Genomic DNA, 20134 nt, shown 5'->3' on the forward strand with positions numbered 1-20134 from the left:
CTTCGTCTCGATGAATCCCACCCCCGCGATCCAGTCCCGCCTGCCCCATGTGGGCACCACCATCTTCGCCACCATGTCCGCCCTGGCCCAGCAGCATGGCGCCGTCAATCTGGGCCAGGGCTTCCCGGATTTCGACTGCGATCCGGCCCTGGTCGAGGCTGTGCACCAGGCCATGAAGTCGGGCCAGAACCAGTACCCGCTGATGAGTGGTGTGCCTGCGCTACGCCAGGCTATCGCCGCCAAGATGGAGGCGCTGTACGGGCACCACTACGACGCTGACCGTGAGCTCACCGTCACCGCCGGCGCCACGCAGGCCCTGTTGAGTACGCTGCTGGCCATCGTGCATCCCGGTGACGAGGTCATCGTGCTGGAGCCCTGCTACGACGCCTACGGCCCCGCCGTCGAGTTGGCGGGTGGCCGCGTGGTCCGCGTGAAGCTGAAGCCCGAGAGCTACCGCCCGGACCTCGCCGCCATTGCCGCCGCGCTGACGCCGCGCACCCGAGCCCTCATGATCAATACGCCACACAACCCAAGTGGCCGCGTCTGGCCCGCCGAGGATCTGCAGGGCCTTGCCGATCTGCTGGCCGGCACCGAGGTGCTGGTGATCAGCGACGAGGTCTACGAGCACATGGTGTTCGATGCCCAGCAGCACCAGAGTGCCGCCATGCACCCGGGGCTGGCGGCTCGAAGTTTCGTGGTCAGCAGCTTCGGCAAGACCTACCACGTGACCGGCTGGAAGGTGGGCTATGTGGCAGCGCCGGCTGCGCTCACAGCGGAATTCCGCAAGATCCACCAGTTCAATGTGTTCACCGTCAACACGCCCATGCAGCATGGTCTGGCCGCCTATATGCGCGACCCGCGCCCCTACCTGGAACTGCCGGCCTTCTACCAGCGCAAGCGGGACCTCTTCCGCACCGGTCTGGCCTCGACGCGCCTGCGCCTGCTGCCCTGCGAAGGCACCTACTTCCAGTGCGTGGACTACAGCGGCGTGAGCGCCGCCTCAGCACTGCCCCCCGAGGAATGCTGCCGCTGGCTCACGCAGGAGATCGGCGTGGCCGCCATCCCGCTCTCGGCTTTCTACGCGGAGCCGGGCGAGGATAGGCTGATCCGCTTCTGTTTCGCCAAGAAGGACGAGACCTTGCTGACAGCCCTGGGCAAGCTGCGGCAGCTTTGAGCCACGGCTGCGGGACTCAGCCCTTGATGCCGCCCTTGGAGAGATCAAGGTCCAGGTCCACAGGCCCCGCCACCGGCGAGGGAGCACCGCGGCGCTGAAAGGGCATGGTGGCCATCATGGACGTGGGGCTGCCCTGGCGACTGGCATCCAGAGGCAGGAACAGGTCGATGTCCTCACCACGAACCTCATGCTCGGAGATGTCTCGGGCGACGGCATACAGCATGAGGATGTCGCGATAGGCGGGCAGGTCGAAGGCACGGCCATCGGGGTCACCATGGGCCAGCAGGGTCTGGATCAGCTGCATGGTCATGGCGGCATCGCGCCAGCTCTGCACGATCAGCTCGGTGGCCTGCGCGTAGGCCAGCAGGCCCTCGCCGGCGGCGATGTCGTCGTTCCAAACCGGCGCCTGGGCATGGAAGCGTTCACTGAACTCATTGGCCACGCGCTCGAAGCCGGTCTGATCACCATGGCGCTGAAGGATCTCCATGAGCTTCAGGTGGGGCAGCGCGGTATGCCGGCCCTTCTCATGCAGGCGCTGTGAGAGCAGCTCGACGGCAGCCTCCTGCTGCCCCAGCACCATGAAGAAGTCCACCTGCTGCTCAAGATCGATCAACTCCTCCACGCTGACCCCGTCCACCGCCGAGCGTTCGGGCAAGGTCTGCAGAGGCTGGAGGTCGGTGTTGGCCTGTGGCATGTCCAGCAGCTGCAGGCTGACTGCTTCGGCATCCTCGGCCGACACCGGCGCGGTCCGCGCGAAGGGGGTGGCCGCGGTGTCCTCCTGAATAGGTGGGAGTTCGCTGTTGAGGAAATCCCGGCCCACGGCATCCTCCGCTGGCTCGGGCTGGGCATGCAGCGCCGCGGTGGTGTCGTGGGCAGTGGGTGTCGGCCCTGCCTCGGCAGCGAGCGCCATGGCGGCTGCGCTCGGGGCCTTGCTATCGCCTGCCCGAGTCGAGCCGGCCTCCGGCACATGGGCCCACCACGCCTCATGTGTGGCGCGGCGAAGGCTCTGCAACTGCATGAACAGCCACGCGCAGGCCACCGCCAGCAGCAGGCTGATCCCGGCCAGCATCAGCAACCAGCTGCGATCAACACCTTGTGGGTGGCGCAACTGGGCGGAGAGCTGCTTCAAGGTGTCCTGCACTTCCTTCGCTTCGGCACGCACCCGAGCCAGCTCGACTTCGAGCTGCTTCACCTGCTGCTGCGACTCCAGCACCGCCGAGGGCGACGGCTCCGAGGAGGCCGCGGCCAGCACCTCGGGGGCCTCCAGCTGCAACCGAGGTGCCTTGCCACCCAACGGCGCCGAGGACGCTGATGCATGGGCCTCAGCCGCGGGGACAGCCCTGGACTTGCCTGCTTGCTTAGCGGCCCCGCGGGTGCTGGTGGACTTCTTCAGCGACGCTTCAGGCTGCGAGGCAGAGGATGCAGTTGGGGCCTGCGTTGGGACTTGCGTTGGGATTTGCGTTGGCGCCTGAGCAGCGCCCTGAGCCGGCACCGCCCGACCAGGCGCCAGCAAGTCGCCCGCCTTGGACCCGGGTGTTGCCAGCGCGGCGCGCAATGCCGGTGAGTAGAGTTCATCCCCTTCCAGCATCGCAGGCGGCTCGCTGCGCATGCCAGAGGGCTGGGGGTCGATCAATGCCGTGAACTGGCGCGTGTAGCGCGTCGGGCAGCCCAGGCTCAGACTGACGCTGACCAGCGGCTCATCAATGGGAATCAGGCTGCTTACCCGCACCGCATTGATCTCGCCCTCGGTACGCCCCAGCAACTGCACCTGCACCTGATCGGCAGGCAAGCGTGTTTCCCCGGCAACCAGCACCGCCTTCACACAGTCCGGGCTGAGACCTTCGCCTGGCAGCAGTTGCAAGGGAAAGACCAGGCGCAAAGGCTGGAACAGTGCCGAATGCGTCTGCGGCGCCCCCACGTTCAGCGCCGCGGACGGCATGGCGAGAGAAAGGCCGACGCCCACCACCGCCAACCATGAGCTTGCGGAACGTGCCTGGGACGCCTCTGGCTTCGTTGTTCGGAGCATGCGACTTGTAAGTACTTTGCAACAGACTCTAGCACCAGCCGCTCCTTCGCCAAGCACTGAATTGCCACGCTAGCACCGCGTTTCCGCGACGCCCCGCCAGTTGTTAACGCTTCGTGGACAATGGGAGTGGAGCGCCCGGTTCAGGCCGGAATCACGTCGTACTGGGGCTGTCGCAGCCGTGACAAAGCATGAGTAGCACTGTTCTTACAATTTCCGAACGCAGCAATATTGAGTCGGGTTCGTGGTTTTCCAAGCTGTCCCTGCCCCTTCGCAACGACATCCTCTCCAGGGCCGTGGTGAAGCGGGTGCCAGACGGCGCCATGCTGTCCTGCCGAGGCGAACCCGCGGAGGAATGGGTGGGCGTCGCCAAAGGCGCCGTGCGCATCAGCTCGGTTTCCCTTGCAGGCAAGCAGGTCTCCCTGACCTATGTGGAGCCTGGCACCTGGTTCGGAGACATCTCCCTGTTCGACGGCCTGCCCCGCACGCACGATGCGGCCGCTCATGGCGAGACCACGCTGCTGGTGGTGCGCAAGCCCGACTTCAAGGAGCTGCTGGAGCGCCATACCGAACTCTACGAAGCCCTGCTCCGCCTGAACTGCCGGCGCCTGCGGCTGATGTTCGACGTGGTCGAGGACCTCAATACGCGCCCGCTGGCCGCACGCCTGGCCAAGCAGATCCTCCTGCTGGCGCGGTCCTATGGCATCGCGCAGGGCGAGGAGATCCGCATCGGCCTGCAACTGGCGCAGGAAGACCTGGCCCAGTTGCTGGGCGCGTCACGCCAGCGCGTGAACCAGGAGCTCAAGGGCTTCGAGCGAGACGGCGCGGTTCGGGTGGAGCCCACCCGCCTGGTCGTTCTCAACAAGGAAAAGCTGCTCGCCATCGCCGGGCGCTGATTGGCGGCGTAGGGTCAGGTCTTGCCCGAGCCACCTGCAGCCGGCTCACGCAACCTGTTCTCCACCTTCGATCGGACCCCCATGGACGAATTCATCGGCACCCGCCCTCCCTCACAGGCCATTGACACAACGCGCCTGACCGCCTGGGCCGCAGCCCATGTGCCCGGCTTCGCGGGGCCCTTGCAGGTCGAGCAGTTCAAGGGCGGGCAGTCCAACCCCACCTACAAACTGATCACGCCTGGCGGCACCTACGTCATGCGGTCCAAGCCAGCACCTGTCGCCAAGCTGCTGCCCTCGGCCCATGCCATCGAACGCGAGTTCAAGGTCATGCAAGCCCTGGGGCAGACTGCGGTGCCGGTGCCGCGCATGCTGGCGCTGTGTGACGACGAAACCGTCATCGGCCGGGCCTTCTACCTCATGGAGTTTGTGGAAGGCCGCGTGCTCTGGGACCAGGGCCTACCGGGCATGACGCCTGCCCAGCGCGGCGCCATCTATGACGAGATGAACCGTGTCATCGCAGCGCTGCACAGCGTCAGACCCGAGGCCGTAGGCTTGGCGGACTACGGCAAGCCGGGCAGCTACTTCGAGCGCCAGATCGGGCGCTGGAGCAAGCAGTACATTGCCACCACGACCCTGCCTATCCCGGCCATGGACGCGCTCATCACCTGGCTTCCCACCCATGTGCCCGAGGCCGCCCGCTCTGATGCAGAGGTCTCCGTGGTCCATGGCGATTTCCGCATGGACAACCTGGTGTTCGATCCCACCGAACCCCGCGTACTTGCCATCCTGGACTGGGAGCTGTCCACGCTGGGCCATCCGATGGCTGACTTCAGCTACCACTGCATGTCCTGGCACATCCGCAAGGCCGGGGCGGCGCATGGCCTCGCCGGCCTGGACCTCGCGTCACTGGGCATTCCGGCCGAAGCTGACTACATCCGCCGCTACTGCGAGCGCACCGGCCGTGCCGACGTGGCGGCCGTCCAGCGCGACTGGAACTTCTACATGGCCTACAACCTCTTCCGCATCGCCGCCATCCTGCAAGGGATTGCCAAGCGGGTAGAAGAAGGCACGGCCTCCAGCGAGCGCGCCCGCGAAGCAGGCGCTGGTGCCCGCCCGCTGGCGGAGCTGGCCTGGCAATTCGCGCAGAAAGCGTCCTGAAACCCGGGTGGGGCATCGGGCCCGGCCAAGGACGGCCCTCACTGGGTTGAATCAGGCTCCGGCAGAGTCCCGTGCATCGTGGTGCTGGAGGGCACGCTGGGCCAGGGGCTGGAATCACCCAGCGCCTGGCTCACGCGTTCGGCCGCCTCGGCCGCAATCTCGCAGAGCTTGTGCAGTGACTGCACGTCATTCAGCCGTGGCTCCTCCATGGCCATGCGCAGATACAGATTGCCGCGCATGCTCATCAGCACAAAAGGCCGGCCTGGCGTCACCAGGTCCTGGGACACGCGCGCCAGCGCCTCACTGAATCGCCCTTCGATCCACACATGCAGGAGTTCCCGGGCCACGCCCAGCACGCCGAAACGGGCGCGGACGATCTTGGAGCTGATCTGGGTGAGCTTGGGGAACATCACCAACCAGCGCATTTCCTCCGGGGTGTCGGTGTCGACGCGGGTGCGCAGGGTGTCGGTGTAGGCCTCGAAGACGGCACCTTCCAGTTGCTCCATCAGCTGTTGCTCGATCACCATCATCTGGAGATCCCCATGCAGGCGGGCCTCGTAGCGGATCCTCAGCTCATGGCCGGGGATGTAGGCCCGCTGCGACGGCCCCCACTCGATGCGCACCGCACCGCCTGCGCGGCCAGGTGGCATATCCAGTATGAAGCCCTGGCCTTCAGCCACGACACGCAACTGCCCGCCAAGCGAGTCCGCCCAATCGGCGATGGGTTTCCAGCGTGCCGCGTTTGCTCGCGCCACGAACCAATGCTGAAGTTGTTTGATTACCATGGGCAGGCAGTGTGCATCCAGGAGCACCGCGATCGCGGCAGACAGGAGAGCGACGATGATCGACGTTTACACATGGGCAACGCCCAACGGCCACAAGGTCCACATCATGCTGGAGGAGTGTGCCCTGCCTTATCGTGTCGTTCCAGTAGATATCGGCAGCGGTGCACAGTTTGAACAACACTTCCTGCAGATCAGCCCCAACAACAAAATCCCGGCCATCGTCGACCACGACGGGCCTGACGGCAAGGAAATCTCACTGTTCGAGTCCGGGGCCATTCTGCTCTATCTGGCCGGCAAGACCGGCCGCCTGCTGCCTGCCGATGTGCGCGGCAAGTACGAGGTGCTGCAATGGCTGATGTTCCAGATGGGCTCGGTGGGTCCCATGCTGGGGCAGGCGCATCACTTCAGGCTCTACGCGCCAGAGAAGCTGCCCTACGCCATCGAGCGCTACACCAAGGAGGCCCAGCGCCTCTATGGCGTGATCAACCGCCGCCTGGCCGCCAGTACCTATCTGGGAGGCAAGGAGTACAGCATTGCTGACATCGCCGTCTTCCCCTGGCTGCGCTCCTGGAAGAACCAGGGCGTGGAGCTGTCGGACTATCCCCACCTCAGGGGCTGGTTCGATGAAATCGCCAATAGACCCGCCGTTTTGCGCGGCCTGGAGGTGCTTGCGGACCAGCGCCAGCCACTCACCACAGACAAGGCGCGCCAGGTCCTCTTCGGCCAGCAGGGCAGCTGACCCTGACCGGACAAGCGCTGAGTGACGGACTTCCAAGGCTCCCAGCTCATGGAACCGAGCACAAGCAGCGCAGGTCTTGCTTACAGCACCAGGGGAGGCTCAAGCCTTGAGCCGGTAGGGGAGCCTCAGGCCTTGATGTCCAGCAGCGCGCCCTCGGCCCGCACCTGAGTCTGCAGCACCTTCAGATTGGCCACATAGGCATAGGTGGCCGAGCGCTGCTCCACGATCTCCTTCTCGATCTGCACCGAGGTCGTGGCGTTGGTCGCCTCACGCGTCAAGGTATCGGACTGCTTCTGGTCCTGTCCATCCATGGACTCCGGTCGCCTGGCCGCGACGGCCAGATTTTCGGAGCTGGCACGCAGGCGCTCGTTCGCTGCGGACATGCCGGATAGCGCGGTGCTCAAGCTGATGGCCATGAAGATCTCCGAAAGATGGACCGTGATTGGCCGCCTTATCGACCGACCACGCCAGAACTTTAGCCCTGCTCTTCAGAATCGGCGAGTTTTTTGAAGGCATGGCTGACCGACAGGCCCAAGAAATGACGCGTTGTGCCGACTTTCACCGCCCCAAACGCAAAAAGGCCCGCCGAAGCGGGCCTTGCCAAGGCTGGCGCCGGCCTCAGCCGGCCAACTCCTCGAAAGTACCTGCCGGCACATAGACGCGCACGCTGTCGCCTCCGGCGGCTTTGGCCTCGGTACAGGCCAGGGCAGCGGCGCCCAGCACCGCATCAACCGTTTCCAGGGTGGGCTGCAACTGCACCACGCCCACGCAAGCCTTCACCCTCGTACGGTGCAGCCCCCAGCGCAGGCGATAGGCCGCGATCGAGGAGCGGACCTTGTCCGCCACGATCTGGGCATAGTGCTGGTCGCAGTCCGGCAGCAGAACTGCGAAGTGATCGTTCTCCAGCCGCGCCACCAGGTCGGAGGCCCGCACCTTGGTCACCAGCATCTGACCCAGTCCGTAGAGGAAATGGTCGGCCACCTCGGTGCCCATGCCGTGGATGACCTCGCTGAACTTGTCCACATCGACCCACAGCACGGAAACAGGCTCATGGCGACGGCTACCCACATGCTCGGACAGGCGGCGCTCGAACTCACGGCGGTTGGCCAGCTCGGTCAGCACGTCATGCTTGGCTGTCCAGGTGGGCTGCATGCGCAACTGACGCGCAGCCGTGACATCCTCGATGATCCACAGAGCCTCGCCGGCCGGCTTGTCCCAATGCACGGGCGTGGCCTGCACCCGCCCCCAGAAGCGAGAGCCGTCGCGGCGCACATGCTCAATCTCCTCGTCCAGCGGACGCCCTGCACCAAAGGCGGCGCCCATGCGCTCCATGAGGCCTTGATGCGAAAGATCGGACACGAAGATGCTGCGCGTGGGCTGCAGGCAGAGGTCGGTGTCGTCACCATGGCCGAACAGGTGATTGAACTGCTCACTGACCACCTGGAAGCTGCCCTGGTCGACAAAGCACAGCGCGCTGGGCGCTCTCACCATCAGGGCACGCATGCGGGCGGCGGTCGTTTCCGAGCCATGGGCCTGGGCCTCGTTCGTGGCTTGCATCAGCTTCTCCTTGGAGCGGCCTGCCCGATCGCAGGCACGTACCCCTTAGGTGTAACGCTTTTGCCTGGCAATGGAAACCCCGAACAAGCCCAATTCCGCTGGACAGTTGCGCCTGCGCAGAACAGACGCCTGGCACCCTCGGCGACAACTGCTCAACGGCAGGCTTCAGGATCAGGCCGGGCGTGACGCTCGCGGTCCCTGGCATCAGGCGGGCTGCCATGGTCCAGCAGCACACGCCATTGACCGTCGGGCTCCTTGCGCCAGAGGGTGTGGAAGCGTCCGATCAAGGCGCCATCATTCCCGAAGACTGGGCCGCTGGTATGCGCGAGTCGCTCTGGCTCCAGCATCTCGGCCAGGTCCGGATACCAGCTGAACGGTGCGGCGGGTTCGGCGTAGAAGCGCTGCCAATACGTACGGACAGCGTCCCGCCCCTTCAAGGGCGTCGGGCCACTGTGAAAGACGGCCGGGTCTGCCACGAAACCAGCAAAGGCCTGCAGATCGCGCTGGGCCATGGTGGCGGCAAAGGCGCATTCACGGCGCCACAGTTCGACATCAGCCGAGGCGGGCGGTGCGGCCAGGGCCGGCACGGCGGGGGCAAGCACGCCCCCAAGGAGACACAGACGCAAGGAGTACACAAGCAGTGGCCGCATTGGCAGGCTCCCTAGGTCAAGGTGGCACGAGATCTGCATGATTCCATGCCTCGAACAGCGCGGCATGGGCTGAAAGTCATGTTCAGCAGTTGCTCGCCGCGGGTCTGCCCGAAGGGCTTCTAGCGCCCCTTGCCCGCAACTGAGAAAGGTGAGCCGTTCCAGCTTTGGCGGAGGCTACTACTAGAAAGCATGAGGCCGTGAGGAAGGCTTCGACGGCCCTCCCCCGAAAGTCAGAGTGCAGGCGGTGAGCCTGGAACTGGGGCACCGTGGCGAGCAATCCTTACAGCGGGACTTGCAGCGGGAGGCGCCATCGAATCCATCGTCGGCAACGATTGGCCGTGTGCTGCAACGCTGCAAGCTCTGAGCGCCAGGGTGAAGCAGCACAAGGTCAACGCCAGCCGGCGGGTTTGCTGCCCAGGCAGAACATGGCCGCATCAGGTCCTGAAGAAACTCCTCCACCAGTGCCACACGCAGCCAGGAGTCCCTCCTCCAGCCGCGTCCTGCAGGTCACCGCCATCACCGCCGCCATTTTGACGCACGCGTGCCATGCTGCATGCCAATGCAGCATGGCCCATCGCTTATCGGGAGTCCCGCGCGATACGAGCCTGAAACTAGGCGCACCACCTACTGGACAGGATTGATCAGCCGTCCCCTGTGAAGCCGCCGAACCTGCTCTGGTTCTTAGACACCGCGCCGTCAGCCGCGCAATCCATAAACCATTCGTCAGCCGCCATCGCGATGGCAGCGAACAGGCGAGGCCAGTGCCGCAGGGCTAAGAACCGATCCTGGTACGCGCTGGCGCCGAACCATGTCGTCCAGCCTTGCTCTGAAAGAGTCTCACATGACCATCGCAGGCCTTCCCCGCACACCTCGAAATTACTAGTGATCAAGCCTCCTGGGAACGCTGTCCATGGGCATCCGCCCTGCGTCACCAGTGTCCATGCGAGGCGGCGGGATCAACAGGGCCTGCTCAGGACTGTTTGACTGCCAGCAAACAACAGGTGCTGGAAAAACCTTGGGTTCCCCAGCCTGCATTCGCATTGACCTCCAATACCGCACGATCTGGATCGAATCCATTTCTAGCAAGCTCCCGCTCAATATCATGTTCATCAATTGGCGCTGACTTGAAGCTGCTGTCAAAAACCTTGTATCCCGTGCAATGAAGCATGGATCCAAGCAAGAGCACTCCGCCCGGCTTCACCAAACCGCAAAGGTTCCTGAAAAATTCAGACCATTGCTGCTTGTCAGCCGCAACAGCCTCGATGCAATAGTATGAAAATACCAACCCATAAACGCTATCAGAACCGATCGGCCGCTTGGACCTTATATCACCCTGCAGCAGCAATCCAATTCGTTCGCGCAAGAGGCGCCTGCGTTCTGAAAGCGCATTTGCATCCGCCATCACCTCTGATGCAACTACATTTTCAAGATACTGATCCCAATCATGCCCTCCGCTGCGCCCCTCCTTCCAGCTTCGCACCTGATCAAGGTTTGAGTCGAGGTAATCAGCCATATCGATCTGCTTGGCGTACGGTGCGACCGCCGCCGCATGATGCACTGTCGGCCCGCAGCCGAATTCGAGTGCTCGGTCGAAATCCCGCCCAAGCGACTTCAGCACCTTACTTGCGAACCTTGCATTCGCGACCTCATCCGGAGACACCCGAGCACCAGAGTAGTACTGGTTAAGGTAATCCAACGGATTCCACAGCCGTTCATATTCATTCATCTGATTCTGCATAATCAACCCAGGCATGACGACGCATGCCATATATATTCCGCCGCGTGATCAAGCTCGCACAGCGGGACTGAGCGCGAGCCTTCACCATATTCTTTTTCCGGCGATTTCAGCATTACAGTGACAAAAGCCTACCCCACATCACTCACGACACCCTTCATCGCGGGAAATCAGGCAACTCTGTTTATGCCGTTTCTGCTTGCGATTCCTCCACCTTCACTTCCGCCCCTTGGTTCAGGGCAGTTGCGAGATTCTGACAGAACTCACGAACCGCAGGCACCAAATATATTGGCACAGAAACCAGCAGGACCCCACCAGCCCAAATCCAGGCTGTACTGATTCCCTCGCCACCGGCAATATTTCCAAACACAACTGCACCAATTGTTCCGCCCAGCATGGTTACCAAGGATTTAAGAGAGAGCATCGTTGAACGATGGGCTTCCGAGACCACGCTATGAAAGACCGTCATGAACGGCACCATCGAAATTCCTGCAACGAGGAAGAACAATGCATAAGCGACAAGAAATCCTGAAACACTTTGCTGCACTGCCAGCAAGGCAAAAGTCCCAGCCAGCATGAGTTCCGCGGCAAGCAGCAGCTTGTCATAGCGATTCTTGACCAATTTCCCCAGCGGGAGGGACAGGCTCTGGCCAACTGCGCCGACGATGCTGCTCATCATCAGCATCAATCCGAATATCCATGTACCGTGTGCACCGTCACTCAATTGGGCCGCCCGAGGTTGCCAGAGCGTCTCGATACTCATGGCCACACCTCCACCAATCAATTGAGCGAGCATAAATACTTGCAAGGTTCGCGACGTCTTCAACTCCTCAACGGCGTTCGAAACAAAAACCTTCAAGCTGGATGTCTGCCCGCCTCCACCTTCTACCGACCGTGAATCCCTGATCAGCAGACTGGTTGCAAAGATGTGGATCAGCAGCAGAGGCACCATGACGATGCAGTTAATATCGTACAGAGCTACAGATGGAGTCGCATCCGTCCATGAGTGGAACCATTCAGGCAGCCATCCTCCGACGACGGCCCCTAGCGCAAGTCCAAGCAGTTGGAAAATTCCAATATATGCTTGTGCATGCTGCAGGCCGAGCGGCGACTGATCCGGCGGAAGGGCTTGAAATTGCTGAACGAAAAGTGCATCCAGCGTTCCTGATATCAATGCGGCGCTCACACCGCTCAAGGCCATAAAAAAGCTCAGCGATGCCAACGATTTAGATTGCCACAGCCCAATCGTCGCGACAACAAGTACGGTTTGCCCCAGAAGAAAAACCATCTTTCTTCCATAGCGATCAGCGAGCATGCCGAATGGCACCTCGCAGAGCATGGTGGCGGCTGTAGTGATGGCAATCAATACCCCTACCTCCGCCAAGGAGTAGCCCTTTCCAGCCAGGAGCAAGTACAAGATGGGCGCAAGAATTCCGTTGATCGCCATCATGAAGGCTTGCAGGAACCCAAATCGAAGAAATAGTGATTTCATAGAATACCTTGCTTGCAAATTTAAACCCTAGATGCCCACGACCAACTCAGGAGAAGGAGCCACGTTAAAACTGCTCCAAACTCAGCCACCCTGCAATGCAGAAGCGTTAACTGCTAGGTTCGCGGGTACCAAACCCAAGGCAAAGATCGAATCACAAAGTGCGCAATGCGCTCATGACAGGTTGCCTGACAGCGCCGGTAGATGGAATCAGACCACCTATAAGTCCGATACCTAGCGCCCATTTCATTCCCTCCACCATGATGTCGCTGGTGACATGGAACTGGAACATAACTTGGCTGAAATTTCCGCCCAGGGTGGAAACTGTATACCCATTGAAGCCAAGCCAGGCCAAGCCCGCTCCAAGCCCCCCCCCCAGTGCCGCGAGTAGCAGGGTTTCCGCCATCAATCCAAGAATCACCGGCAAACCCCTGAAACCAATTGCACGCAGAGCTGCAATTTCCCTCGCCCGACCGGAAATTGCTGCGCTCATCGCATTGAAGGCGCCGCAGACAGCCCCAGCTGCCATGATGGCGGCCACAAAGACGCCCATGGTCGACATGATTTGTACGAAACGCTCGGACTGCTTTCGATAGTAGTCTCTGGTCGTCATCGCATCGAGCTTGAGCCTCTTGTCAGATTGCAGCCCCACCTGCAGTGCTTCCAGCGACTTAACTGGATCAACCAATCCCACCGTAATGGACTGCACGCTGGTTCGGTGGTTTGCCGACATCAGGGCATGAACATCAGTCCATATTTCTGAATCAAATGAATCCCCGGTGGAAAACGCTCCAACGACCGTCCACTGCTGATTTGATATATTGACAGACGAGCCAATGGAGAGTGCACCAAACTTCCGCATCGCAGACGCGCCAACCAAAATTTCATAAGTTCCCGGACGGAAAGACCTCCCAGCAACAATTTTCGCAGTGGGGCGAAGTTTCCAGGCTGCAGGTTCAATACCGCGGACATAGACCGAAGCATCGGATCCAGGATCCAGGGACATGGATAGCATTTGGCCAAACTCAGCGCTGGCTATGGGGTTTCCTTGCTCATCCTTCGCAATTCCAGGCAGTTGCAATGCCAACTGCATCTGCTCCAGCGTTAAGGCTGACGAGGTCTCTGAAATAACCCCCTGCCGCAGAATAATCGCCGATTTTTCACTGCCGGTTCGGTTCATCATCGATTCGAAGCCATTCGCCATGGCAAGAATAGCTACCATGACACCAACGACGGCTGCTGTCCCCATGACAACGACGGTGGCGCTCCCCCATCGCATGGGTATCGAAGAGATTCCTAGCCAAGCGAAAGCCCCCGCCAAGCGGCCAAGTCGGGTAAAAGCAAGAAGAACAAGTACAACAGCCCCAATTGCCAGCAGCGCCATCCATGGCAGCACGATCCAGGCGCCCAGCAACGCAAGCAAGGCAATCAAGTCGCACAGCCGGAGAACATATGCTTTGATTCGTTTCATGACTTATCTTTTCTGGAGTGAGCCCGACATTCAACGGCGGGACAAGGCTGTGACGATATTTATCCTCATGGCCTGACGCCCCGGGACAAATCCGACCAACAAACCAACCATCAGGACAATTCCTGCAGCGCTCAGCCAAGTCCTCACAGGAATTTCCGCGATGGATACGGCGCCCCCACTTGCTTCGCCAAGCAGCGGGGTTACCACTGTCGCCAGGGCCATGCCTATACCACCGCCAAGCAGAAGAATGGCCAGTGACTCAGCCATGATTAGCAGCATGACAAGACCATCCCGGAAACCAATCGCCTTCAGTGTGGCGATTTCCGAAGTGCGCTCACGCACGGCCTGCGCCATCGTATTCGCGACAAGGAGAATCAATGCAAAAAAGACTGCGGATAGTATCGACGTCACAATCAGACCAATATCAGCAATCTGTTTTAGCAGGGATTGACTGAAGGCCTGCTCGGTCTGAGTCCGGGTGGCATGATCGGAGTTTGCAGTCATTGCATCGATTGCAGCGCTCACCTTTCCGGCATCCGCCCCCTCCCGTAAGGTTATTGTGTACCAACCCACCACACCTTTGAGATAGTCATTGGCCTGCTCAAAATAGTCCCACCGAATCATCATCTGTTTCTCCTCGGCAGCACGGCTTCGCTCTTTTACTGCAAAAGTGCCAACCAGGGTAAACGACCAGTCAGCCGACCCTTGAGCTGGATACTCAGCTGCCTGCATTGGGATTTTGTCGCCGATCTTCCAGCCATACTGACGAGCAAGACTTTCACCGACTATGGCGCCATCTCTAAGCTTGGCAAAATCCTCCAGCTGCTTTCTTGATATCTCATACTCCGGATATTGACCGAGCAAGCCGGGATCTACTGCAACACTCGGGAAAAAGTTCTGGACGTCCTGATAGATACCATTGAACAAGGTTGAGTGCGCGACCGCCGACACCTCGGGGATCTTCCTTATCCGGTCACCAAGCGCAGCCGGCAGGTGGTGAAGGATTGAAGTACGCGAGGCCACAATCAGGCGATTGTGGCCACTCAGGCTTGAGCTCGCATCAAACGCGGCCCTCACTGAATCAAGCAAGCCGAAAAGCATGAAAGCGATTGCCACCGAAACCACGGTCAAAGAAGTTCTGGAACGGCTCCTGGTCAACCCAGCCCATAGCAAGAATAGATATTTCATGGGACCTATTTCAATTGATTGCCATTCTTTTCGCCACAATTAGCGAATGCTCATTTCAAGCATGTGCTTCTGCTGCAAAACGTCGAGGATCCTCGCCAGCCAGCACTGGCTTCTCCTGGGTGACGGCCAGCGTTCCCTTATCCAGATTGATTATTCGACGAGCATGCTGCGCGGCTTTGGGATCATGAGTCACCATGACGATGGTCTTGCCATGCTCCCTGTTCAGGGAAGCGAGCAAGGCCATCACTTCTTCCGCTGCGCTTCGATCCAGGTCGCCGGTAGGCTCGTCGCAAATCAAGATATCGGGATCCGATGCGATGGCACGCGCGATGGCCACGCGTTGCTGCTGCCCCCCGGATAGTTCTGACGGCTTGTGATTTGCACGTGTCTCGAGGCCGACCAAATGGAGTGCGATCTGGGCGCTCTTTCTACGTTGCTCAGCTTTCAAGTTGCTTAGCAAAAGCGGTAATTCAACGTTTTTCAGGGCCGTCAGCGTAGGCATCAAATTGTAAAACTGAAAAACAAAGCCGATATGCCGGCTTCGCCAGTCGGCCAGTTGACCGGCCGTCATCGAACTGACTCGCTCACCTTTGAAGAGAATGTCACCGGCGGTCGGTTCATCAAGCCCCCCGAGCAGATTAAGTAGAGTTGTCTTACCGGAGCCTGAAGGCCCCATCAACGCAACAAAATCTCCCTCAGCAATTTCCAGGTTGATATTCCTGAGCACTTCCACACTCTGCCCACCGCGGGCATACGTCTTGCCAACATTGGCGACACTGATAATATTTTCCACTTCACACCTCCGAATCAGTTAAACACGAAAATTTCATCAAAAATTCGAGAAGAAACTTGATGCAAATTTCCACATCATCACGAATTAAGCACCCAACACAGATCCGACCAAATATTGCTGCCCACAATCGACATCTTCCTTGGCATCATTTGCATCCCTGCTGCGATGAATCACCTGGCGAGTCAATTTTCTCCCACTGCATTCAGCAACGTCACACGGACTCGCTGACCGTTGCGCAGGCTTACGTCCGGGTCGACCACGACCAAATCTCCACTACCGATGCCATCACGAACAAGCCAACGCTGATCAATGGCATTTTTCACTTCGATAAATCGCTTCTCGAGCTCATACCCACTTTTCTTTTGAACAGCCACGAATGCGTAACTCTGGCTCCCCTGTTCTCGTATAGAAAGTTTTGGCACGATGCTTTGGGAAACTGCATTGACTGATTGTGATTGCACTGGATCTTTGTCTTTTCCCTCAAAGAAACTGACTTTGGCACCCATGTCTGGCATCACGCGCGGATCCTGAACATGGAGCGCGACCCGCACTTTGACCGTTGCCTTACCGCGATCGGCCGTTGGAACTATATGGACAACTTCTCCTGGGATCCTCCAGCCGGAGTACGCATTGAGCGTGGACTGCACAGGCATACCGGGCTTGACGCGCCCGATATAGGCCTCACCGACATCGACTTCCACAAGTAGAGAGTGCATGTCCACAATGGTGCCAATGCCGGTGCGAGTAAATCCTCCTCCTGCGGAGAGAGGGGACACGATCTCCCCTGGCTGGGCAGCCTTTGCAATAACTACCCCGGTGAACGGTGCCCGGATAATGGTACTTTCAAGCGCCGTCTCCGTAGCTTTTAGCTGCATTCTTGAAACAAGTACGTTACGCTCAGCTGTTGTCAATTGGGCGCGCAAACTGTCCCGTTGAGCACTTGCCTGGTCCAGCGACGCGCGGGAAACCATCCGGTGATCGGCCAGTTCACCCAGACGACGCACATTAGCTTCCGCTTCGAGCAACTGCGCAGCAATTCCTGCCACCTGACTTTCCACCGCAGCGAGCTGCGACGCCGCCAGGCCGCGTTGGTCTTCTGCATCAGTGGGATCCAGCAAAGCCATGATGTCGCCGGCCTGGACGATCTGTCCTTCTTCAATCAGGACCTTCTTAACCTTGCCTGTTATCTTTGAAGACACCGTGGCCTGCCGCCTTGCAATGACGTAGCCACTTGCCTCCAGCACCGCCGACTCACTGCTGGCGGATACCGGCACGTGCACCGCACGCATGACTTGCACCTGTTGGGGGCGGCTCAGCATGGCGTAGGCCCCTGCACTCAGCAGTCCTGCGCCCGCCACGACCGCAATTCCAAGCTTCCAAATACGAAATATCGAATGGCCCGCTCTTGGAGGCTCACGCTCGATGCGCAATTGAGACAACAACTGCTCTCTCTGCATTTTTTCGCCCCCCGTCATGCGACGACTAACTTACCGGCCTCAACAGATTCAGGCGCTTCAATAGACAAAAGTGGTTCAACGGACAACTGAGACTGTTGAGAATTCAAAAGCTTCGTCGGATTCAAATCATCAATCCAATGAACATCCATCGGCTTGAAGCCATTGAACGACATCGTTGCATAACTCGTACTATAGGCACCGGCAGCTGGAAAAACCACAAAACTCCCCTCACCTATACTCGAATCCAGCAGTACATCCGACCCTTTCGGCAAAAGCATGTCATCGCTATCACAGGTGGGCCCGGCCAGCACTGTCCGTACAGTTCCTGGCCCAGCACTTGGTTCAATACGGCACCCCTCGCGAACACAATAGAAAGGCAATTGAATGTCCGAAGCTTCATACAGCCCATTGAATTTCCCAACATCCAGATACAACCAGCGCTGAAGACCTTCTGGTGCCTTGCGCCATGCATCCATCAAGACGCGTGCGACGACCATCCCTGCATTTGCGACAAGGAAGCGCCCTGGCTCAATAATGAACTTGAAAGGACGATCAAATCTCCGAGCAAAATCATCCACCTGCTGAGCCAATTCTCCGAGATAGTGGGCGTAGTCATATTCCTCAACGCCACCATTTATGTGGTAGCCAGTAGCCGGAAGCCCTCCACCCAAGTTAACCACAGAAGGAGAAATATCCTCTTTTAGCAGCGCGTCAAACACTTCACCGGCCATTTCCAAGGCAACCCGCCATGCATCCGGGCTTGATTGCTGGGATCCAACGTGGAATGACACACCACAAGCATCCATACCTCTTCGATGCGCTTCAATTAGCAGCCCGGTGGCTGTGGCTACATCAGTTCCGTACTTCCGCGTCAACCCCCAGACGGCTCCCCGGCCATCAGTTGCAAGACGTGCAATGACCATGGAGCCTGGAGCTTCCTCACAAAGCTTCTCCAGCTCAGACATTGAATCAAATGAGTACGATCTAACGCCAAGCCGATACGCTCGGCGGATCTCTTGCCGAATCTTTATCGGATTTCCAAAATGAATACTCGCCGGATTTGCACCAGCACGAATGCAGGCACGAATTTCATCCAAGCTTGCAGCTTCAAAGCTAGCCCCCAGTTCGCCGAGATACTTCAGTATCCTAGCGTCGGGATTAGCCTTCACAGAATAATAAACATTGACAGTTGGCAGACAGCGAGAAAGAAGGCGATACCGCTCCGATATCATCCCCCTGTCAATTGCAAGGTATGGAGTCTTCATGCCTTCAAAACCAATAAAACCAGAAGACAAGGCGCGCAAATCCATTGGAGTATTTTTCATAAATGACAATTGTTTCTATGTTCTATGCACAAACACCTGCATTTTCAGCACGACTCACAAACTGAGGAACTTTGCCGAAAGCGACATCTTTCACCGTAGACATGAAGACTTGATAGATACGATCAAAGTCCTCGCACGGCAGATCGTCCGTGAAGTATTCAAAGAATCCAGATATTTCTTCCGACTGGTAATACACCAGAGCCAAACGGTACGGGCAAGGATCGTACTGATCAATAAATCTGATCGGTGATGTCTGTTCCTGATCACTGTTTGGCGCATCAGCATGATGCGCAGGCATGGCCCGCGAAATGAGCAGCGAGTCATAGAAGCGCCCGAGCACCTGATTAGAGACCTTCGCCTCACCCATCAGCGCCGCCTGGCGTTGCAGTTTCAGTTGATTTAGCAGCCCACCCAGGCCTGGCCTTTCGCTGAATGAAGCCAGCACCGGGCTTTCCGTCAGCGTGTTGGCCGTCAGACTTTCCACCCCCGCTAGGGCAGATGCCCGGCCGGAATCCAGTGAAACAAAGGACACATGCAGTGCGCCTGACAGTTGCTGCAATGTCATTGCCCACACGGCCTCCAGCAGCAGGTATGGCGTTGCTGAGTTTCGCCGTGCCACAGCGAAAAAGGCCTGAGAGGTCTCCTTATCAAACGAATACGCTGGCTGCTGCACACGGAGGCGGGAGCGACGCTGATAGTAACGAGGAGGCAATGGCAGACCCACTGCATTAGCAAACTGCCTATCGTTCACTGCGTCGACGCTATTTCCTTCCGCCTGACGCAAACAATGCAATATCCACTCTTGATAATTATTCGCACTCGGGAGGTCAGAACTTACGCCCAGCGCACGAGCATATACATGATTAATGATGCCACCCAGATTCCATCCATCGACCAGCCCGTGGTGGACCAGGAATGCATGGAAAACATCGCCCGTATCGAGTCGGATGACGAACTGACGAACGGCATGCCGATGACTCATGTCGTAGCGTTCACGCATTTTTGATGCCAGATAGGTGTGGCATTGCGTGACATCACTCAGCTGCACATCATGGATATCGATCAGCAGCTCCTTGTCGACAATCTGGTAAAGCCGTTCATTTTCGAAGTGAAAGCGGCTTCGCAAGCACGGGAAGGCTGTTGACACCTCTGCCCAGGATTTTTTCAACTTCTCGATTGATAGATCCTTCGCAGGACTGAGCTCAACCTGGAGCAGTAGAGAAACCCACCAAGCTTCATCCCCTGGGTATCTGAACGTATGTTCAATCCACTTCTTTTGTGTTCCCTTTATCAAATAGAGTGCTTGCTCTTGGCTGATTTCAAGCTTGCGAAGCAGGTAGGCATCACGCTTGTCAACAATCCCATTGGAAAGCTGCAAGCAGGAACTCGGTACTAGGTTGGTGTCCCCTATGACGTTTTCTTGATCGGCTAGATATGCCGCCAGTGAAGCGATGGTTTGGTGAGTAAAGAGTTGGGGGACTTCGCAGAGGTATCCTGAACGGCGAATCGCGGCAGCGACCGAAATCGCACGCATAGAGTCTCCGCCCAGCTCGAAGAAGTTGTCGTGCCGTCCCACCTGCTCCAGCCCCAGCAGCTCGCCCCAGTGCTGCGCCAGGATCTCCTCCAGCTCCCCCTGGGGCGCCTCGTAGCGCTGGCGCTTGTACGCCTCCCCTTGCGGCACGGGCAGTGCCTTG

Annotated in this window: 17 protein-coding genes; 4 read left to right on the forward strand and 13 right to left on the reverse strand. The window is 59.0% G+C overall.

Features of this window, described 5'->3' with window-relative positions; genetic code table 11:
- The first annotated feature begins 10 nt into the window (after positions 1-10).
- Positions 11-1174, forward strand: coding sequence for a pyridoxal phosphate-dependent aminotransferase (locus tag ACS5PK_RS13355; protein WP_439440742.1), 1164 nt, complete (start codon positions 11-13; stop codon positions 1172-1174).
- A gap of 16 nt (positions 1175-1190) precedes the next feature.
- Here ACS5PK_RS13355 and ACS5PK_RS13360 read toward each other — a convergent pair whose 3' ends face one another.
- Positions 1191-3137: a type IV pilus assembly protein FimV gene (locus tag ACS5PK_RS13360; RefSeq protein ID WP_439440743.1), complete on the reverse strand. Its 1947-nt coding sequence runs from the start codon at positions 3135-3137 to the stop codon at positions 1191-1193.
- A gap of 251 nt (positions 3138-3388) precedes the next feature.
- Between ACS5PK_RS13360 and ACS5PK_RS13365 the strand changes: the two genes are divergently transcribed.
- A complete protein-coding gene (locus ACS5PK_RS13365) occupies positions 3389-4093 on the forward strand; it encodes a Crp/Fnr family transcriptional regulator (RefSeq protein ID WP_439440744.1) in 705 nt (234 codons plus the stop codon).
- A gap of 81 nt (positions 4094-4174) precedes the next feature.
- On the forward strand, positions 4175-5251 hold the full coding sequence (locus tag ACS5PK_RS13370; protein WP_439440745.1) for a phosphotransferase: 1077 nt from the start codon (positions 4175-4177) through the stop codon (positions 5249-5251).
- A 38-nt stretch (positions 5252-5289) separates the two neighbouring features.
- Here the strand turns inward: ACS5PK_RS13370 and ACS5PK_RS13375 are convergent, their stop codons facing one another.
- Complete coding sequence (locus tag ACS5PK_RS13375) at positions 5290-6006, reverse strand: hypothetical protein (RefSeq protein ID WP_439440746.1); 717 nt, start codon at positions 6004-6006, stop codon at positions 5290-5292.
- 85 nt (positions 6007-6091) lie between these two features.
- Between ACS5PK_RS13375 and ACS5PK_RS13380 the strand changes: the two genes are divergently transcribed.
- The gene (locus ACS5PK_RS13380) at positions 6092-6775 is read left to right on the forward strand and encodes a glutathione S-transferase C-terminal domain-containing protein (protein WP_439440747.1); all 684 of its coding nucleotides are present in this window, start codon (positions 6092-6094) and stop codon (positions 6773-6775) included.
- Positions 6776-6900: 125 nt separating this feature from the next.
- On the opposite strand, the gene ACS5PK_RS13385 is transcribed toward ACS5PK_RS13380, so the two are convergent.
- The 11 genes from ACS5PK_RS13385 to ACS5PK_RS13435 all read right to left on the reverse strand — a co-directional run.
- Complete coding sequence (locus tag ACS5PK_RS13385; protein ID WP_439440748.1) at positions 6901-7191, reverse strand: flagellar basal body rod protein; 291 nt, start codon at positions 7189-7191, stop codon at positions 6901-6903.
- A gap of 202 nt (positions 7192-7393) precedes the next feature.
- On the reverse strand, positions 7394-8332 hold the full coding sequence (locus ACS5PK_RS13390) for a GGDEF domain-containing protein (protein ID WP_439440749.1): 939 nt from the start codon (positions 8330-8332) through the stop codon (positions 7394-7396).
- A 152-nt stretch (positions 8333-8484) separates the two neighbouring features.
- Complete coding sequence (locus ACS5PK_RS13395) at positions 8485-8982, reverse strand: YybH family protein (RefSeq protein ID WP_439440750.1); 498 nt, start codon at positions 8980-8982, stop codon at positions 8485-8487.
- Positions 8983-9952: 970 nt separating this feature from the next.
- Positions 9953-10708 (reverse strand): guanitoxin biosynthesis pre-guanitoxin forming N-methyltransferase GntF, encoded by a 756-nt coding sequence (gene gntF, locus ACS5PK_RS13400; protein ID WP_439440751.1) that lies wholly within the window; start codon positions 10706-10708, stop codon positions 9953-9955.
- Positions 10709-10901: 193 nt separating this feature from the next.
- Positions 10902-12209, reverse strand: coding sequence for an MFS transporter (locus tag ACS5PK_RS13405; protein ID WP_439440752.1), 1308 nt, complete (start codon positions 12207-12209; stop codon positions 10902-10904).
- A gap of 151 nt (positions 12210-12360) precedes the next feature.
- Positions 12361-13677 (reverse strand): ABC transporter permease, encoded by a 1317-nt coding sequence (locus tag ACS5PK_RS13410; RefSeq protein WP_439440753.1) that lies wholly within the window; start codon positions 13675-13677, stop codon positions 12361-12363.
- Between the two features lie 30 nt (positions 13678-13707).
- Positions 13708-14865, reverse strand: coding sequence for an ABC transporter permease (locus tag ACS5PK_RS13415; RefSeq protein WP_439440754.1), 1158 nt, complete (start codon positions 14863-14865; stop codon positions 13708-13710).
- Positions 14866-14920: 55 nt separating this feature from the next.
- Positions 14921-15658: an ABC transporter ATP-binding protein gene (locus ACS5PK_RS13420; RefSeq protein WP_439440755.1), complete on the reverse strand. Its 738-nt coding sequence runs from the start codon at positions 15656-15658 to the stop codon at positions 14921-14923.
- 182 nt (positions 15659-15840) lie between these two features.
- Positions 15841-17133: an efflux RND transporter periplasmic adaptor subunit gene (locus ACS5PK_RS13425; protein ID WP_439440756.1), complete on the reverse strand. Its 1293-nt coding sequence runs from the start codon at positions 17131-17133 to the stop codon at positions 15841-15843.
- Positions 17130-18440, reverse strand: a complete 1311-nt coding sequence (locus ACS5PK_RS13430) for a type III PLP-dependent enzyme (protein WP_439440757.1) — start codon at positions 18438-18440, stop codon at positions 17130-17132. The genes ACS5PK_RS13425 and ACS5PK_RS13430 overlap by 4 nt, the downstream gene beginning before the upstream one ends.
- 22 nt (positions 18441-18462) lie before the next feature.
- A partial coding sequence (locus ACS5PK_RS13435; protein ID WP_439440758.1) for a condensation domain-containing protein occupies positions 18463-20134 on the reverse strand: 1672 nt, incomplete at its 5' end.

The organism is Roseateles sp. DB2 (assembly GCF_051857535.1).
In the GTDB taxonomy this organism is placed as follows: domain Bacteria; phylum Pseudomonadota; class Gammaproteobacteria; order Burkholderiales; family Burkholderiaceae_C; genus Roseateles_B.

Excerpts from the sequence above, each read along its gene's own strand:
- ACS5PK_RS13355 (WP_439440742.1), top strand. The coding sequence starts at position 11 with ATGAATCCCACCCCCGCGATCCAGTCCCGCCTGCCCCATGTGGGCACC.
- ACS5PK_RS13365 (WP_439440744.1), top strand. The coding sequence starts at position 3,389 with ATGAGTAGCACTGTTCTTACAATTTCCGAACGCAGCAATATTGAGTCG.
- ACS5PK_RS13370 (WP_439440745.1), top strand. The coding sequence starts at position 4,175 with ATGGACGAATTCATCGGCACCCGCCCTCCCTCACAGGCCATTGACACA.
- ACS5PK_RS13380 (WP_439440747.1), top strand. The coding sequence starts at position 6,092 with ATGATCGACGTTTACACATGGGCAACGCCCAACGGCCACAAGGTCCAC.
- ACS5PK_RS13385 (WP_439440748.1), bottom strand. The coding sequence starts at position 7,191 with ATGGCCATCAGCTTGAGCACCGCGCTATCCGGCATGTCCGCAGCGAAC.
- ACS5PK_RS13390 (WP_439440749.1), bottom strand. The coding sequence starts at position 8,332 with ATGCAAGCCACGAACGAGGCCCAGGCCCATGGCTCGGAAACGACCGCC.
- ACS5PK_RS13395 (WP_439440750.1), bottom strand. The coding sequence starts at position 8,982 with ATGCGGCCACTGCTTGTGTACTCCTTGCGTCTGTGTCTCCTTGGGGGC.
- gntF (WP_439440751.1), bottom strand. The coding sequence starts at position 10,708 with ATGAATGAATATGAACGGCTGTGGAATCCGTTGGATTACCTTAACCAG.
- ACS5PK_RS13405 (WP_439440752.1), bottom strand. The coding sequence starts at position 12,209 with ATGAAATCACTATTTCTTCGATTTGGGTTCCTGCAAGCCTTCATGATG.
- ACS5PK_RS13410 (WP_439440753.1), bottom strand. The coding sequence starts at position 13,677 with ATGAAACGAATCAAAGCATATGTTCTCCGGCTGTGCGACTTGATTGCC.
- ACS5PK_RS13415 (WP_439440754.1), bottom strand. The coding sequence starts at position 14,865 with ATGAAATATCTATTCTTGCTATGGGCTGGGTTGACCAGGAGCCGTTCC.
- ACS5PK_RS13425 (WP_439440756.1), bottom strand. The coding sequence starts at position 17,133 with ATGACGGGGGGCGAAAAAATGCAGAGAGAGCAGTTGTTGTCTCAATTG.
- ACS5PK_RS13430 (WP_439440757.1), bottom strand. The coding sequence starts at position 18,440 with ATGAAAAATACTCCAATGGATTTGCGCGCCTTGTCTTCTGGTTTTATT.